The sequence below is a fragment of the Streptomyces sp. NPDC048415 genome (assembly GCF_040651675.1).
Taxonomy (GTDB): domain Bacteria; phylum Actinomycetota; class Actinomycetes; order Streptomycetales; family Streptomycetaceae; genus Streptomyces.
In genome coordinates this window covers 17,677-33,513 of the sequence record NZ_JBEZKJ010000090.1, presented here as the reverse complement: position 1 = coordinate 33,513, position 15,837 = coordinate 17,677, and the positions used below count along the sequence as shown (strand labels likewise).

Sequence of the window (15,837 nt, the reverse complement as noted above, 5' to 3'; positions counted from 1 at the left end):
AGAGTGGGGGAGATTGAGGACGAGCGCGAAGCGCGATGCGGGGGGTCTGGGGGGCGGAGCCCCCCAGGTACGGGACGGGTAGGGGCGGAGGGGGCGAAAACCCGCACGCTCGCCCCCACGCCGCCGCACCGGGAATAAACGGGGACCCTCTCCTGTTCGTACGCCGAGGACGGCATGACGTACGCGACAGGAGGCACCCCGGTGGACCAGACGGACAAGACGGACGAGATCCGAGGCACCGCGCAGGGCACCGCACCCGTACCCCTCTCCGTACTGGACCTGGTCACCGTAGGCGCCGGCCGCACCGCGACCGACGCCCTGCACACCAGCGTGAACCTCTCCCGCCTGGCGGAATCCCGCGGCTTCCACCGCTACTGGATCGCCGAACACCACTCCATGCCGGGCGTGGCCTCGTCCTCACCCGCGGTGATCCTCGCCCACCTCGCCGCCCACACCACCCGCATACGCCTCGGCTCCGGCGGAGTCATGCTCCCCAACCACGCCCCGCTGGTCATCGCGGAGCAGTTCGGCACGCTGGAGGCCATGGCCCCGGGCCGCGTAGACCTGGGCCTGGGCCGCGCCCCGGGCACGGACGGCGCCACGGCGGCAGCCCTCCGCCGTACCGACGGCCTCAACGAGGGCGCCGACGACTTCCCCCAGCAACTCGCGGAGCTCATCCGCTTCCTGGACGACGACTTCCCGGACGGCCACCCGTACGCCCGCATCCACGCGGTCCCCGGCCCCATCCAGTCGACCTCACCCGGCGGCGTCCAGTCCCCGCACCGGCCCCCGGTCTGGCTGCTGGGCTCCTCCGGCTTCAGCGCCCGCCTCGCCGGAGTCCTCGGTCTGCCCTTCGCCTTCGCCCACCACTTCTCGGCGCAGAACACCATCCCGGCACTCGACCTCTACCGCGAGTCCTTCCGCCCGAGCGCCGTACTCGACGAGCCCTATGCCCTCATCGGCGTCTCCGCCCTCGCCACGGACGACGAGAAGGAGGCCCGCCGCCAGGTCCTGGCCGCCGCCTTGAACATGGTCCGTCTGCGCACCGGCCGCCCGGGACTCGTCCCGACCCCCGAGGAGGCGGAGGCGCACGTATTCAGCCCGCTGGAGCGGGAGTTCATCGACTCCTGGAACTCCAACGTCATCCACGGCACCGCGGACGAGGTCCGCTCCGGCCTCGACGAGCTGCAAAAGCGCACCGGGGCCGACGAGTTGATGATCACCGGCAACGCCCACAGCGGCGACGTACGCCTGCGTTCGTACGAACTGATCGCGGACGCGTACGGCTTGCCGAAGGCTCAGGCCTGACGGCAGTCGGTTCCCGTCAATAGTGCGGAGATACGATCCGGCGCCACCGGGCGCGAGTACAGCCAGCCCTGACCGGTGTCGCAGCCGATACCGCGCAGCCGGGACGCCTGGGAGGCGGTCTCCACGCACTCGGCCGTGACCGTCAGGCCGAGCCGGTGGGCGAGTTGGATGAGGGCCTCGACGATGACCTCGTCGGCGGGGTTGGGGTGGGCGGCCGTACCGTCGACGTTCTCGTACTGGAAGCCCCGTACGAAGGAGCCGTCCAGCTTCAGGACGGAGACCGGGAGGCGGCTGAGGTAGGCCAGGTTCGAGTAACCGGTGCCGAAGTCGTCGATGGCGATGCGGACGCCCATGTCGCTGAGGGCCTGCAGGGCCTGGAGCGGGCGACCCGCCGAACCCATCACCGCGGACTCCGTCAGCTCCAGTTGGAGGAGGTGCGGGGGCAGACCCGTCTCCGCGAGGATCGTCGCCACGTCCGCGACCAGATCGGAGTCCCACACCTGCCGTACGGCGACATTGACACTGACGAAGATCGGCGTGTCCGGGTGGTCCAGCTGCCAGCGGCGAGCCTGGCGGCAGGCGGTGGCGAGTACCCAGCGGCCGAGCTGGACGATCGAGCCGTCTTCCTCCGCCAATCCGATGAACCGATTCGGCGTCAGCGTGCCGAACTGCGGGTGGTTCCAGCGGACCAGGGCTTCGACGCCGTGCACGCCGCCGTCCGCCATGCCGACCAACGGCTGGTACTCCAGAGCGAATTCACCGCGTTCGACGGCCGCGCGGAGGGTGGAGGAGAGAGCCTGACGGGTCATGCGGTGGGCGTTGCGCTCCGGGTCGAAGAGCGTCCAGCGGCCCTTGCCGTCGGCCTTCGCCCAGTACAGCGTCGTATCGGCGGCCTGCATCAGACCGGTGGCGGTCGTCCCGTTGGCGCGGCGCTCGACGACCCCGATCGAGGCGGACAGGGACAGTCGTTGACCGGAGAGGTCGAAGGGGGCCTGGAGAGCGCGCAGGACGGACTCGGCCAGGTCGGCCAACTGGTCCGTGCCCGTGGAGTCCTCGACGAGCAGCGCGAACTCGTCTCCGCCGAGTCGCGCCACCAGGGGAGTGGTCGCTCTCGCGTACCCCGCCTCGTCGGCGCAGCGCGTCAGGCGTTCGGCGACGGCCGCGAGCAGCCGGTCCCCGACGCGGTGGCCGAGGGTGTCGTTGACCGCCTTGAACCCGTCGAGGTCCAGATAGCAGAGCCCGATCCGGCCGGTGCCGCCCTCCTCGTACGCCTCCGCCTCCAGGGCGGCCGACAGGCGTTCGAAGAACAGGGTTCGGTTGGGCAGCCGGGTCACCGGGTCGTGCATCTGCAAGTGCCGCAGCCGCGCCTGGAGTTCACGCCGGGCGCTGATGTCGGCGACGGACAGCAGCACGGCCCCCTCCTGCGGGGGCAGCGGCGAGACCGTCACCTGGACCCAGAGCGAGTGGCCGTCGGGGTGCTTGAGCCGGCGGGTGCAGCGCAGCCGGGCCTGTCGTCCCCGCAGCACCTCGCGGTACGCGTGCCAGGTGCGGGTGTCGGACGTCAGATCCACGAGGTCGGCGGCGATCCGGCCGGCGAGCGAGTTCGCCCCGGCACCGAGGAGCGCGTCCAGCGACTCGTTGGCGGTGACGACGAGGCCGTCGCGGTCGACGACCGCCATGGCGAGGGGCGCGGTGACGAAGGCGGCCCGGTAACGGCCGGTTGACGTTCCGTCGGACGCGGAGGGTTCGGCGGGCCAGTCTGCTGAGGCGTACGCGTCAGGAGGTGACCCCGGGGAGGCGTACGCACCGGGAGATGCCCCGGCGAACATACGAGGAGATGTTCCAATGTGACGCTCTGTGACGGCCGGCCGGACGAGGTCTGCCGCGGGCGTCGGCCCTTCGGACGTTCCGCTCACCGCTCGCTCCCGCAGTGCACTCGTTCTTCGTATGGGTCTCTCGGGGCGGTCGACCGGTGAGGGCGGCCGCACAAGCCGTGTCCGTGCAGGAAAGTGTGCCGATCATAGATGCTGGCCTCGCGGCCGTGCAGCCACTCTCCAGTGTCCCGGAACAACCGCCTCTTCTGACAGATCGTTTCTGCCTGCATCTGGGCGGGTTCCTTGCCCTGCCGATCGCATGTGACGTTCCGTGAGTGTTCGGGGTGTCGGCCTCACATGGCCCCTCACCCTTCTGGTGCAGACAAACAGGGCGAAGTAATACGAACTCACCCAGGCTGGGTGCGGTGTCCTGAATTCCGCATCCGGAGGTCGACGTGCCGCGTCCGCTCCCCCTGAGAGGTCTCACCCGTGAGGCCCTGCGGGGTTTCACCCGTGAAGCCCTGCGGGGCCTCGCCCGTGACGGGGCGCCACGCTGGCGAAGCAGCGCGGCCATGTTCACCTCGATGACCGCGCTCGCTGCGACCTCCCTGGTACCGGGCCCCGCCCTCGCCGAACCCCGCTCCGCCCCCTGCGCCCTGAAGCGGACCGAGGCCCACCACTCGGAAGGCGTCGATACCTGGAACTCCGCCTATGTGCGGCCTACCCATCCCCTCGACGCGGTGCTGGTCTTCCTGTCCTTCCCGGACTCCCGGCCGTTGACGCAGCCCGCCGAGCTGAACGCCGACTACTTCCCCGCCACCAGCCGCTTCTTCGAACGCGCCTCGTACGGCAAGTTCACGGTGCGCCCGCATCCCCAGCGCGACTGGATCCGGATGCCGCGCCCCTCCACGTCGTACGCCATACAGCGCGACTGGAACTCCACCAACCGCGCCGCCTATCTGCGCGACGCGATCGCCGTGGCCGACCCGCACGTCGACTTCTCGCGCTACGACATCGTCTACTTCGTGGCCGACCCGGACGCGCCGGGCGTCGACTCGGACGCCACGAAGGTCGTCAACCTGGACACGCCGATGCGCGTCGACGGCACGGACATCCACCGCGTCGTCACGGTCTTCGAGAAGCACCCCCCGGACCGCCTCGTCCTCGCCCACGAGACCGGCCATGTCTTCGACCTGCCCGACCTCTACCACCGCCCCTCCGACGGCAAGGGCGACTGGGACACCTACGTCGGCGACTGGGACCTCATGGGCAGCCAGTTCGGGCTCGCCCCCGACCTCTTCGGCTGGCACAAGTGGAAACTGGGCTGGCTGGAGCCGCGCCAGGTGGCGTGCGTGCGGGGGCCCGGGAGTACGCGGCTGACGCTGGAGCCGGTGGGGGCGGGGCCGGGGGCGGAGGCTGGGGTGGCGGCAGGGGTGGGTGCGGGGGCTGGGGTGGCGGCAGGGGTGGGTGGCGGGGCTGGGGCGGTGGCAGGAGGAGTAGCTGCTGGGTCTGGGTCCGCGGCAGGAGTGGGCGCCGGATCTGGGGTTACGGCAGGAGTGGGTGGCGGGGCTGGGGCTGCGGCAGGGGTGGGTTCCGCGGGGGCGAGTGGGCAGGCGGGCGTGGCGGGTGCGCAGGCGTTTGGTTCCGGCCGGGGCACCAAGCTGGCGGTGGTCCCCACGGGGCCGGACAGCGCGCTCGCCTTCGAGGCGCGGGGCTCGGCCGGCAATGACGGTTCGACGTGTACGCAGGGCATCCTCGTCTACCACGTCCGCAGTGAGACCGAGTCGGGCGACGGCCCGATCGAGGTCGTCGACGCGCACCCGCACTCCGAGTCCTGCTGGGAGGACTCGGTCTATCCGCCGCTCGCGGACGCGCCGGTGGCCCTCGGGGAGAGCTTCACGGTGCCCGGCGAGAGGGTACGCATCGAGCTGGAGGACCGCACGGCTTCGGGGGCGTGGACGGTGAAGATCACGACGGGCTGAGCTTGCGCTGGGTACGCCTGGTATGGGGCTCCTTGCGGCGGACGCCCGCTTCAGGGCTCTTTATGGCGGAGGCCCGCTTCAGGGCACTTCGCGGCGGACGCGCAGGGGAGGACACCTTCGCGGCGGACGCCGACGGGGAGGGCTCCTTCGTGGCGGACGCCGACGGGGAGGGCTTCTTCGTGGCGGACGCCGACGGGAGGGTTCCTTCGCGGGGGAGGTTCACCCCATCGCCCGCCCCCGACCACGCACCTCAGCCACGTCAATGGGGGTGTGGGTGGCGAAGCCCCCACCACGCGCGGCGAAGCCGCGCAAAAACAACGATAGCGAGACAGGTCCGCGCTCTCCGCGAACATGCCTCGCCATCGCTAGCGTGCGCCGCCAGGGACTCGAACCCCGGACCCGCTGATTAAGAGTCAGCTGCTCTAACCAACTGAGCTAGCGGCGCCTGCTGACGTCGTAGACCTTAGCATCCTGATCGGCGGGAGGAAAAATCGATATCCGCACCGCTGCGGAGGCCGCCGCGCGGGCCGCTCGGACCGCTGCCCAGAGCAGGATCTCGGCGCCCGGGAGCCAGGGCTGCCGGGTGTCGGGAGCGACGAGCCAGCGGGATTCCAGGCGGCCGGCGGCGTCCGGCCCGGGCTCGTCGGCGCTCAGGGCGGGGACGGTGATCGCGTCGCCGGTGCCGTGGCAGAGCAGCGGCGGCACGTCACCGCACCGCCCCGGGGTGGAGGCGGCGCGCGAGCCCCACTCCTCCCACTCCAGCAGGGACGGCAGTCGCTGCGCCGTACCGGGCGCGGCGAACAGCAGCATCCGCCCGCGGTAGGTAGCCACGGGGCCCGAACCCGGCCCGTCGTCCAACAACCTGTCGAGCATCCGCCGCCCGAACAGCGCCGGCGCGCTGACGACGTCGAAGGCGCTGCCGCAGGGCAGGACGACCGGGGCGCTCGGCCGTTCCTCCCAGAGGGCGAGCGTGCTGCGCGGATACGTTCCCGCGGAGGCGAGCCAGGCGGCTCCGTCGGAGGTGACTCCCGAGATGTCCCTGTTCCGTGTGCTGCTCATGCCGACTACATCTACCGGCGGTGAGCACTCCGTCTCAGAGGGTTGCCGAAAACGGGGACAGGAAGGAGCTAAGTGGAGTATCTTGCCCGCCCGGCATATGCCAAAAGATCGTGCGAAGGCCAGCCAGGCCAGGCCTCGCCAGGCCTCGGCAGGCGCGGATGCGATGGCGTAGCCGCCCGACTCGCCTGTTCCGTGTACCCGGAAGGAGGTCAGCAGGCGCTCGCCCGCACGGGTGACGTCGTCCGTCGTGCGGAGATCCCGGAAGAGGGGCTGGCCGGGATCGGCGTACACGATTCAAGTGCCTTGTGCCACCAGCGAGGCGGGGTATGCGGAGGTGCTGGACGAAGCGATAGACGCGGCGGAGGGCGATCAGCCTGTCGTGGGGGAGACCCCCACGGGAGTTTGAAGTCGAGCGCGAAGCGCGATACGGGGGGCTGGGGGCGGAGCCCCCAGGTACGGGAAGGGTAGGGGCGGCGGGGGCGAAAAACCCTCCCACGCGCCCCGAGGGCTCACGCGTGGTCGCCGATCCCGTGCCCGTTCCCCTCGACCCCGCGCATCAGATCCCGCCCGAACTCGATCATCTTCTTCGCGTAATCCTCAGTCCACTCGGCCCGCTCGGCGATGGCAGCCGCGGTGAGCCGGTCGAACCGCCGGGGATCGGCCAACTGGGCCGCGGCGATCGCCTGGAACTCGACCGCCCGGTCCGCCGCGGCCCGGAACGCCAGCGTCAGCTCCGTGGCCCGGTCCAGCAACGCTCGCGGATCGTCGATCGACTCCAGATCGAAGAAATGCTCCGGATCCCCGGCGGCCTCCGCGGGCTCGAAGAGCAGGGGCGCGGGGCGTAGCCGCGGTTCGTTCCGACGCGGCGTTTGCTCCGCCATGTCTTCTCCTCCTCGTACGGTTCAGGGGCCCGCCCTGGGGATTCTCCCTGCGCGGGTGAAGCCGGGCGTGGGGCGGGTGGGCCACCGTCCATTGTCCCCCGTCCGCGCAAGTGGGCCCGCTGCGCCGACCCGGGCAGGGGTGCTACGTCCGCCCACCTGCCGCTACGTCCGCCGCACCCGGTACTACGGCCGCCACACCTGCCGCTACGGCCGCCACACCACCCGATGCTCCGCCAACAGCGACAACACCGCGTGATTGGCCTCCCAACCATCCGGAAACTTCACCGTGACTCCCAGTTGCACCGGCTCCGTCGACGGATGGTCGTCCAGCAGCTCCGTCACGCCCGCCCGGCACACCACGATGCACGCGTGCCGGTGCCGGGACGCGAGCACGCACAGCCGCCCGGTCTCCAGGTGGAACGCCGTCGCGTCGGGCCGCCCGGACAGCGGATGCAGCACCACCGTCACATCGAATTCGCGTCCCTGAAGCCGGTTCGCCGTGTCGACGGTGACGTCCGCGACGCCGAGGTCCGTCAGCGCGGCCCGTACCGCCGCGGCCTGGTCCCGGTGCGCGGTGCCGACGGCGATTCGGTCGGCGGTCAGCGGCACCGGCTCCTCCGCCCGCTCCGACGTGGCCGCGCCACCCCGGTCCAGCAGTCGCCGTACGACCTGGGCAACGGCCCGCACCGCCTCGGGGTCCGTACGCGGCGTGTGCCGGGCCGGCAGCTCCAGCAGTCCCCAACCGGCCTCCGCCGCCTCGTCGATGACGCGGTCGGCGCCCGAACCGTCCGAGACGACGGCGAAGTTCAGCCGCCGGTCACCGTGGCCCGTTCCGCTACGGAACGGCGTGTACGGGTAGAAGGCGTCCGAGACCAGCGGGGCCGCGGACGCGGGCAGCCGCCAGGACACCGGCAGCCGGTGCTGCGGCAGCTTGGGGTTGTGGGCGAGCAGTGTCGTCACGGCGGACGCCGACGGGTCGTACGACAGTCCCGCCCACTGCTCCGAACCCACGATCGCGAACGGGTCCAGCTGGCCAGGATCGCCGACGAACAGCGCCCGCTCGAAGAGCCCCGCCACGGCCAGCAGCGCGTCCGACCGCATCTGGTAGGCCTCGTCGACGATCGCGTGCCGCCACGGCTCGACGCCCTTGACGTGGGCCCACTTTGCGGCGGTCGAGATGACGACGTCGAGGCCCGCCAGGTCGGCCGCCTTGGTGGACTTGCGTACGTTGTCGAGGCTGTCGAGCGCCTTGTCGTACGGGTCGGTGTCGCTGCTGTGCAGCCGCCCGACGGGCAGCTCCGGGTCCTTCTCGGCGAGCCGCAGCACCAGGTCGTCGACCTGGGCGTTGGTCTGCGCGATGACCATCAACGGGCGCCCGGCGGCGGCGAGTTCGAGTGCCGCCCGGACGACGAGGGTGGATTTTCCGGCACCGGGCGGGGAGTCGACCACGACTCCGCGGTCGGTGCCGTGCAGCGTGTCGCGCAGGATCGCGTCGGTGGCGCGGGTGGCTTCGGCTCCGGGATCGAAGACGGTGGTCATGGCGGTGGTCACGGCGGTGGTCACGGCGGTCGCGCGGGTGGCTTCAGCACCCGCGTCGATGGCGGCGGTCAAGGCGGTCGCGTCTGCATCCGCGTCGATGGAGGCGGTCGGGGCGGTCGCGTCGGTACCCGGGTCGAAGGCGGCGGTCACAGGACGTCCTCCTCAGTCAACGGGTCCGGCAGGGGCAGGGCGTCGGGCTCACCCGGCGGCCCGCCGTGCGTCCACGGTGTCTCCTCCGGGTCGGGCAGTTTCGCGCCGCCCCGCTGCTCGTGCTCGAAGAGCGTGAAGCAGACGAGGTCACCCTTTTCCGGCACGGACCCGGCCTCGGGCTCCTTGCCGCGGCCCATCTTGTCGACGATCCGCAGCACCACCGAGGCGCCCCCGTCCTCGTACCCCACGAACTCCGCGGCCTGCGGCTTCCCGCTCAATGACCGGTAGACCCTGGCCCGTTCCCCCAGGTGCGGGCGGTCGTCGGTGCGGACGGTCACCAGTGGACGGGGACTGGGCCGCTTGCCCTCGCTGTACGCCATCACGGCATCCGTGACCTCGCCCGCGAACGCCTCCCCGGCGAGTCGCCGCCCGGCCATCACCAGCGGGTCGTCGAGGGCCTCCTGGGCTTCCAGACGGGCCTGTTCGCGCTCGCGCGTGGCGAGCTTGTTCGCCGCGGTGACCGCGTCGTCGCGGCGCGGCTGAGGCGGCTCACCCGCGACGACGCGGTCCCGGTGGCCGGTGAACGACCAGCGGTCCCGGGTCCACCGGTCGGCGGCGTGCGCGCCCTCGGGCAGCGCGCGCAGCAGGTCGAGTCCGCGCCACACCGCGTCCCAGGTGGGCCGGGTGATGCTCGCGACGAGGGCATGGATGTCCCGCTCGGCGTCGGTGAGCCGGCCGAGCCGGTTGTCCGCCTCGATGCCGTCCTCGGCGGCGGCGAGCGCCGTGCGCGCGCGGTCGTAGCGCTCGATGGCGGGGGCCAGCAGCCGGTTGTCGAAGGCGGGGTCGGTGGCGGGTCCGGCGGGCGGGCAGACCAGCTGTCCGCGCGCGTCCCGTTCGAGTTCGGCCCGCAGCGCGGCCCGCGCGCCCGACTCGCCGTCCGGCGGGTCGATCCAGGCGAGCAGCGCGCCGAGGTGCTGGTCCTCCAGGCTGCTCTGTCCGGTGGCCCAATGCCGGGACAGCACATCGGTGAGGGCGAGCAGCAGCGCGGAGCCGGGCACCCGGGCCCGCTCCCCGAAGTGCGTCAGCCACCGCCCAAGCAACGGCACGCGCGCCGGCGCCGGATGCGGTGCCTCGGGATCCTGCTCGGCGGTGCGCCGAAAACGCGTGGAGCGCCCGAGCAGCCGTACGAACTCGATGCCCGCGCGGCTCGGCACGATCAACTGCGGCGCGTCCGCGCACAATTCGACCTCGACCTTGACCCGCTTGCCGGTCTCCGGATCCGTTTCGTTGCGCTCGGCCGCCTCGACCACGTCCGCGAACGAGTCGATGTACGGCAGGACCACATCCGCCAGCTCGGCGAGGAACGCGAACCGCAGATCCCGGTCCCGGGGCTGCGGTACGACCAGCAGCCGGGGCGCGTCCCGGTCGGTGCCGACGAGCGCTCCGAGCGGGGCGCCCGCCTCACCGGCGGTGGTCAGCGGCACGAACACCAGCGGCCGCTCGGACAGATGCCGGTGCCGCACGGTCGCGGCGGGCTGGGCCCGCCCGCTCTCGACGGCTTCCAGCCGGGCGAGGGTGGCGATCAGCGACATACGGCCGCCTCCTGGACTCCCGGCGCCCCGGTCCGCAACGCCTCGGCCCGCAGCCGCGCCGCTCTCCGCAGCGTCGCGACCGCCGGATCGTCTGGGTCACCCGTCTCGCCGTGAGCCGCCGCCAGTACGTCGGTCACCGTTGTCAATCCGCCCAGTTCGGCGCGCAGGGAGCGGCCCAAGGACGTCACCGCGCCCTGGGCGCGTGAGCGGTCGCGGCAGTGGAAGGCCAGTTCGCAGGCGGACAGGCACTCCGGGGCGTAGGTCGCCGGGACCGACTCGACGGCGCTTGTCAGCTTCTCGGCCGGGAGGCCGGGGGCGAAGCAGGTGCCCTCGGGGAGGGCGGCGGCGATGTCCTCGACCCGGGTGAGGCGGGCCAGCTGGCGGCGGGTGACCGCGCGCTGCTTGCGGATGTCGACGGCGGAGGCGGTCGGCAGGTTGGAGAAGTCCTTGGGGCAGACCAGCAGGACGCGGTGGCGGACCTCGGGGGCGGGGGCGCCGTCTTGGGCGCTCCGCCTCCGGGGCGCCTCAGCCGGTGCCGAGGGCACGACCGTGCTCAACCCTTCGGGCCTCCGCGTTCCCCCACTCTCGACTTCTCCCCCACTCTCGGCTTCGCTCGAGCGGGGGAACCCCCATGAGCGGGGAGACCCCCATGAGCGGGAGGACCCCCATGTCCCCTCGACACCGGCGCGCCCCTCCGGCTCCGCGCCGAGGTGCGCGGCGACCTCCTCCAGGGCGAGGACGTACACCGCGGACTGGCGGGCGGCGGCGCCCACCTTCGCCGGGTCCGCCGAACCGTCCAGCATCGGGAAGGACTTGATCTCGACGACCGTCCAGCTGCCGTCGGGGTGCACGACCACCGCGTCCGGCTCCAGGAAGGCGGCGGAGCCCGCGACGTCGAGCGCCAGCATGGGGTGGTCGAGCAGTGTCCAGGCGCCGGCTGCGGTGGCCTCTCGCAGCGCCAGCGCCGTACGGGCCGCGCGTCCCTCCGGGCCGACGGCGCTCAGGTCGGGCACGACACCGGCGGTGGGCGGCTCGGCGCCGGGGTCCAGTTTTTCGTGCACGAGCCGCAGCAGCTCCGCGCCGCCGTCGGCCTTGACCCGCGCCTCGAACGCGTTGCCCCGCATGAAGGCGAACTGCGACTGCCCGAAGGCGGACGGCGAACCGAGCGCGTCGGCCAGCCCCGCCTTGTCGACGCCCGCGCCGTCGAGGAGGGCGCGCCGCTCACACCCGGGGTTCGCGGCGAGCGCCGCGAGGGCGCGCGCGTCGAGGGCCTTGGGCGGTACGTCCGGGCCGCGCAGGTCAGCGAGCCGCTGCCGCAGCGCCGTCCCCCGCGTCCGTGGGGGAGGCACCCGGCTCGGCTCCCGGTCCGGTGCGGGACTCGCGCTGTCGGGGAATTCGCTCACCCGCGGAAGTCTGGCACCCCGCACTGACAATGGAGGAACCCGCGCCCCGCGAGATACCCACGACCCACGGGAAACGGGCGCCCAGCAGGATCCTCATCCGGTCGGCGAGCCGCATCACGAACGGAGTCAGCAGCAGACCGACCCCCATCACCGCGGCACCCGCGACGGCGTCGAGGAAGTAGTGGTTCGCCGTTCCCATCACGACGATCGTGGTGAACAGCGGATACGCGACACCCGCGACCTTGGCGGCGGGCGTGCGGCCGTACCGCCACAGCATCACTCCGCACCACAGCGCCCAGCCGACGTGCAGGCTCGGCATCGCGGCGTACTGGTTGGTCATCCCGCCCAGGCCACGCGGCGCGCTCGCCTCGCCGCCCCACCAGCCGTACGAGCTGTACTGGGCCATCGTGTCGATGAAGCCGTGGCCGGGCGAGAGCAGTCGGGGCGGGCAGGTCGGCAGCAGGGTGAAGCCGATCAGGCCGATGAACGTGGAGGTCATCAGCCAGGTGCGGGCCGCGCGGTAGCGCACGGTCCGGGAGCGGAAGAGCCAGATCAGGATCGCGGGCGTCATCAGGTAGTGCAGGGACGCGTACCAGAAGTCGGCGGGCACGCCGAGCCAGGCCTCGCGGGTGAACAGCCGGTTCAGCGGGTGTTCGGCGTTGAGGTGGAAGAACTTCTCGACGCTCAGGATGCCCTGGCCGTGGTCGACCGCGCTGGAGGTGTCGCCGCGGGCGAGCAGCCGGCCCGCCGAGTACGACGCGTACACCAGCACGATCAGCGGCAGCTCGGTCCACCAGCGAAGCCGGGCGTGCGGTGCCGCGGAGTTGCGCAGGTCGGTCCACCGGCGATACCGGGCGGGCGGTGCCGCCTCGGTGCGCGGTGCATCGGTCTGCGGCATCCGATCGCCCTCCCCCATCTGCTTGCGGTGACCCGACAGTCTGCAGTCTGCTGACGACGATGCGTGGTCACCTCGGATTTTACGGTGTATGTGAACGCCCTGAAGGGGCGCCCCCCGGTCCTCAAAGACGCTGAGATCGCCCGCCGGGTTGCCCGACCGGGCGGTGAGCGATGATGGATTGACCGACTCCGCACCCGGGTCCAACGACCCCGCATCCGTATCTGTCGGCTCGTCCCTCGTTCCGGAAAGGCACTTCTTCATGGCACCGCGCATCCTGCTGGCCCGGCACGGACAGACGGAATGGTCGCTGTCCGGCAAGCACACCGGCAGGACCGACGTCCCGCTCCTGGAGGAGGGCCGGCGCGGGGCCAAGCTGCTGGGCGAGCGGCTCCACCGGCCGCCCCTGGACGGGCTCTTGGGGGTGGAGGTGCGCACCAGTCCGCTGGCACGCGCGCGTGAGACGTGCGAACTCGCCGGGTTCGGGGAGCGCGCGACCACCTGGGACACGCTCATGGAGTGGGACTACGGCGCGTACGAGGGCATGACCCCGGCCGACATCCAGGGGATCCGCCCGGGCTGGTTCATCTGGCGCGACGGCGTCCCCGGAGGCGAGACACTGGAACAGGTCTCCGCGCGCGCGGACGAGGTCGTGGCCTGGGCCCGTGCCGAGGACCGCGATGTGCTGGTCTTCGCGCACGGCCACATCCTGCGCTCCATAGCCGCCCGCTGGTTGGGCCTCCCTCTCGACTTCGCGGCCCGCGTCCGCCTCAACCCGACCTCTCTGTCGGTGCTCGGCTGGGCCTACTCAGAGCCCGCGATCGAGACGTGGAACGACTGCGGGCACCTGACCTCGTAACCGGCGCGCACGGCGTTCCTCACGCCATGCGCGGCATGCTCGCGTGACGCTCCAGGAACGTCGAGACACCCGACGCCCTGCGATGCGGCAGCAGGACACGGGCCGTTCCCGCCAGCATGGTCTGGATGCGGGACGACTGGACCTCGCCCAGCAGGTCCAGGACGCGCAGTCCGGCGAGGGCAGCCTCGTCGGGGCGGCCGCCACGCGCGAGGTCGTCGGCGAGCTCGGCGGTGTACAGGGCGATGTTGCGGGTGAAGTGCGGGTCCTGGAGCTCGGCGGCGCGGCGCGCGTGGCGGGCCGCCCGGGGCCAGTCGCCCAGCGTGGACCAGCACTGCGCCTCGAGACCCTCCAACTCGGCCTCTCCGTAGAACGTCATCCACTCGGGGTCCGTCTCCGAAGGACCCCGCTCGTACAGGGCCTGCGCGCGCGCCAGCGCCTGCTCGCACCCCTTGCGGTCGGCGAGCCCCGCCCAGCCGCCCGCCTCGCGCAGCGCGAGCAGGGAGAGCAGGCGAGGGGAGCCCAGGGGGCGCGCGGCGCGCTGCGCCGCCTGCGCCGCGCGCACGGCCTCGCGCGGGCGCCCCGCGTCGCGCGCGAGGAACGCCGTGTTGCAGAAGGCGTGCGCCTCCAGACCCGGGTCGCCCGACATACGGGAGGTGGCGAGCGCCTCCGCGTAGTGCGAGCGCGCGTCGTCGAAGCGCCCGGAGTCGTGCGCCAACCAGCCCACCGAGATGGCCAGTTCCCCCGCGCCCGCGTACAGCCGGTCGGTGGTCGCCTTCCGGGTGGTGCCCGCGTCGAGCAGCGCGTACGCCGTCCGCAGCGGTGCCGCCGCGCGCCGGTAGAGGCCGTCGGCCCCGTGCCGGTCGTCCAGCAGCCGGATCTGGCGTACGGCCTCTTCCAGGGCGCCCGCCTCGGACGTACCCGCCCGGTGGACGCGCCGGTCGGCGGCCGCGGCTCTGCCGCCCAGCGCGACGGTGAAGGGCCCCAGTGAGGCCGCCGCCACGGTGGCGGTGCCTCCGGTCATGAATGCGCGACGCTGCACGTCGCTCTCCTCGTGGTTCTGATCGTGGTCCTCGCACGGGTCGCACGGGTCCCACGTGTGGTGCGGGTCATGCGGCTCGTGCGCGTCGTACGGGATCGGGGTGTGGTGCGGGTCCGGCGTTTCATACGTCTCGTGCGCCCCCTCCATCTCATGCGGGGCGGGCAACAGGCTCGTGGAGTGCACCGGGGGCGCCTCGTCCGTGCCACGCGCCCCGCGTCCGCGTACCCATGAGCGGGGAGTGAAACCGAGGTCGGTCAGCGTGCGGCCGGGGAACATGTGCAGGAACACCCGCTCGTACGCGTAGTTGGGACAGCGGATCTCGCCCGCCTCGACGCGCCCGATGTAGCGCGCGTCGCAGCTGACCCGCTCGCCGATCTCGCGCGCGGCCCGCCGCACCGCCGCGGCGAACTCGCCCGGCGAGCGCTGTCCGCGCACCCGCCGGAAGGCGAGGTTCGGCCGCGACGGCGGGGGGGACTGGGACGAGGTCACCGTTGACGACGCCATGGCGGGCCCTCTCTTGCGAACCGTCGAACCATGCCGGACTCGGGGCGGATTACCCGGGGTTGTGCCCTGTGGGTGCCCTGGGCCCGGCGCGGCAAGAACGTACCTGCTGTGACAACGCCGCCACGCTGGGTTTGGCTACAAACCGGATATCTCATCCACGATCTGCCATGAACTGCCATCCTTTGCGGCGGTGTTACGCCGTAGCCGTTGACGTCCTGGCGCGTTTAACCCTGCGGACCGGGAGCCGCCCGAACTCCCGACCCACTCGTCATGAGGAGGGGTTCCGTTGGAGGCCGGGATGGAGACCAGGCAGAGCACCGAGTTCCGTACATCGCTGTCGACCGCGCAGAACAGGCCGTCCCCGGAGTGCAGCGCCCCGCCGCAGCCGGTCGCCGACTGCGACCTGGTGACCGTTCCGGCCCGGCAGGGACTCGAGGCGGTCGACATCCTCCGCCGCGGATCCTGCGACGCCGTCGGACCCGTGCTCCACGACGACGGCTGCGACACCCTCGGCTTCCTGGTGCCGCCCGGCACCGCGGACGCCTGGGACGTGCCCGGCAGCACCTGTACGCAGACCAACGGCCGCGGCCTGAGCCTCGCCCCCGAGCCGCCGGTCGAGGGCTCGGACTGGCTGCTGCCGCCCGGCGAGGCGGACCTGGCGACCGACCCCGCCGTGCTGCGGGCCGCCCTCGGAGAGGCGGCGCGGCTCATCGAGGCCGCGGACAACTGCCAGTGAGCCCCGGGACCGCCTGCCCGGGACGCCTCCCCGGACCCCGCTCCTCAAACGCCGCAGGGGCTGATCTCACAGATAA

The 15,837-nt window shown here is 72.3% G+C and carries 12 protein-coding genes and 1 tRNA gene; 4 read left to right on the top strand and 9 right to left on the bottom strand.

Annotated features, from left to right (window positions below):
• Positions 1–174 precede the first annotated feature (174 nt).
• The gene (locus AB0D27_RS36800; RefSeq protein ID WP_362517449.1) at positions 175–1,308 is read left to right on the top strand and encodes an LLM class flavin-dependent oxidoreductase; all 1,134 of its coding nucleotides are present in this window, start codon (positions 175–177) and stop codon (positions 1,306–1,308) included.
• Here AB0D27_RS36800 and AB0D27_RS36795 read toward each other — a convergent pair.
• Positions 1,299–3,224 carry an EAL domain-containing protein gene (locus AB0D27_RS36795; protein ID WP_362517446.1) on the bottom strand — a complete coding sequence of 642 codons (1,926 nt, stop codon included), beginning with the start codon at positions 3,222–3,224 and terminating at the stop codon, positions 1,299–1,301. The genes AB0D27_RS36800 and AB0D27_RS36795 overlap by 10 nt on opposite strands.
• 482 nt (positions 3,225–3,706) lie before the next feature.
• Between AB0D27_RS36795 and AB0D27_RS36790 the strand changes: the two genes are divergently transcribed.
• Entirely contained in the window at positions 3,707–5,104 is a 1,398-nt protein-coding gene (locus AB0D27_RS36790) for a M6 family metalloprotease domain-containing protein (protein ID WP_362517443.1), read from the top strand.
• Positions 5,105–5,475: 371 nt separating this feature from the next.
• Here the strand turns inward: AB0D27_RS36790 and AB0D27_RS36785 are convergent.
• From AB0D27_RS36785 to AB0D27_RS36755, 7 genes are all read right to left on the bottom strand, one after another.
• Positions 5,476–5,549, bottom strand: a tRNA-Lys gene (locus AB0D27_RS36785).
• Positions 5,540–6,163, bottom strand: coding sequence for a bifunctional DNA primase/polymerase (locus AB0D27_RS36780; protein ID WP_362517440.1), 624 nt, complete (start codon positions 6,161–6,163; stop codon positions 5,540–5,542). The genes AB0D27_RS36785 and AB0D27_RS36780 overlap by 10 nt, the downstream gene beginning before the upstream one ends.
• Positions 6,164–6,672: 509 nt before the next feature.
• Positions 6,673–7,044 carry a hypothetical protein gene (locus AB0D27_RS36775; protein WP_362517438.1) on the bottom strand — a complete coding sequence of 124 codons (372 nt, stop codon included), beginning with the start codon at positions 7,042–7,044 and terminating at the stop codon, positions 6,673–6,675.
• 204 nt (positions 7,045–7,248) lie between these two features.
• Positions 7,249–8,583 (bottom strand): AAA domain-containing protein, encoded by a 1,335-nt coding sequence (locus tag AB0D27_RS36770; protein ID WP_362517456.1) that lies wholly within the window; start codon positions 8,581–8,583, stop codon positions 7,249–7,251.
• 146 nt (positions 8,584–8,729) lie between these two features.
• Positions 8,730–10,325 (bottom strand): hypothetical protein, encoded by a 1,596-nt coding sequence (locus AB0D27_RS36765; protein ID WP_362517435.1) that lies wholly within the window; start codon positions 10,323–10,325, stop codon positions 8,730–8,732.
• Positions 10,316–11,674, bottom strand: coding sequence for a hypothetical protein (locus AB0D27_RS36760; protein WP_362517454.1), 1,359 nt, complete (start codon positions 11,672–11,674; stop codon positions 10,316–10,318). The genes AB0D27_RS36765 and AB0D27_RS36760 overlap by 10 nt, the downstream gene beginning before the upstream one ends.
• Positions 11,625–12,626: a phosphatase PAP2 family protein gene (locus AB0D27_RS36755; protein WP_362517432.1), complete on the bottom strand. Its 1,002-nt coding sequence runs from the start codon at positions 12,624–12,626 to the stop codon at positions 11,625–11,627. The genes AB0D27_RS36760 and AB0D27_RS36755 overlap by 50 nt, the downstream gene beginning before the upstream one ends.
• A 259-nt stretch (positions 12,627–12,885) precedes the next feature.
• On the opposite strand from AB0D27_RS36755, the gene AB0D27_RS36750 reads away from it, so the two are divergent.
• Entirely contained in the window at positions 12,886–13,482 is a 597-nt protein-coding gene (locus AB0D27_RS36750; RefSeq protein WP_362517430.1) for a histidine phosphatase family protein, read from the top strand.
• Positions 13,483–13,501: 19 nt separating this feature from the next.
• Here the strand turns inward: AB0D27_RS36750 and AB0D27_RS36745 are convergent, their stop codons facing one another.
• Positions 13,502–15,025, bottom strand: a complete 1,524-nt coding sequence (locus AB0D27_RS36745; protein WP_362517427.1) for a hypothetical protein — start codon at positions 15,023–15,025, stop codon at positions 13,502–13,504.
• Between the two features lie 298 nt (positions 15,026–15,323).
• Here AB0D27_RS36745 and AB0D27_RS36740 point away from each other — a divergent pair, with 298 nt between their 5' ends.
• The gene (locus AB0D27_RS36740; RefSeq protein WP_362517425.1) at positions 15,324–15,761 is read left to right on the top strand and encodes a hypothetical protein; all 438 of its coding nucleotides are present in this window, start codon (positions 15,324–15,326) and stop codon (positions 15,759–15,761) included.
• Positions 15,762–15,837 lie beyond the last annotated feature (76 nt).

Excerpts from the sequence above, each read along its gene's own strand:
- AB0D27_RS36800 (WP_362517449.1), top strand. The coding sequence starts at position 175 with ATGACGTACGCGACAGGAGGCACCCCGGTGGACCAGACGGACAAGACG.
- AB0D27_RS36790 (WP_362517443.1), top strand. The coding sequence starts at position 3,707 with ATGACCGCGCTCGCTGCGACCTCCCTGGTACCGGGCCCCGCCCTCGCC.
- AB0D27_RS36780 (WP_362517440.1), bottom strand. The coding sequence starts at position 6,163 with ATGAGCAGCACACGGAACAGGGACATCTCGGGAGTCACCTCCGACGGA.
- AB0D27_RS36775 (WP_362517438.1), bottom strand. The coding sequence starts at position 7,044 with ATGGCGGAGCAAACGCCGCGTCGGAACGAACCGCGGCTACGCCCCGCG.
- AB0D27_RS36770 (WP_362517456.1), bottom strand. The coding sequence starts at position 8,583 with ATGACCACCGTCTTCGATCCCGGAGCCGAAGCCACCCGCGCCACCGAC.
- AB0D27_RS36765 (WP_362517435.1), bottom strand. The coding sequence starts at position 10,325 with ATGTCGCTGATCGCCACCCTCGCCCGGCTGGAAGCCGTCGAGAGCGGG.
- AB0D27_RS36755 (WP_362517432.1), bottom strand. The coding sequence starts at position 12,626 with ATGCCGCAGACCGATGCACCGCGCACCGAGGCGGCACCGCCCGCCCGG.
- AB0D27_RS36750 (WP_362517430.1), top strand. The coding sequence starts at position 12,886 with ATGGCACCGCGCATCCTGCTGGCCCGGCACGGACAGACGGAATGGTCG.
- AB0D27_RS36745 (WP_362517427.1), bottom strand. The coding sequence starts at position 15,025 with ATGGCGTCGTCAACGGTGACCTCGTCCCAGTCCCCCCCGCCGTCGCGG.
- AB0D27_RS36740 (WP_362517425.1), top strand. The coding sequence starts at position 15,324 with ATGGAGACCAGGCAGAGCACCGAGTTCCGTACATCGCTGTCGACCGCG.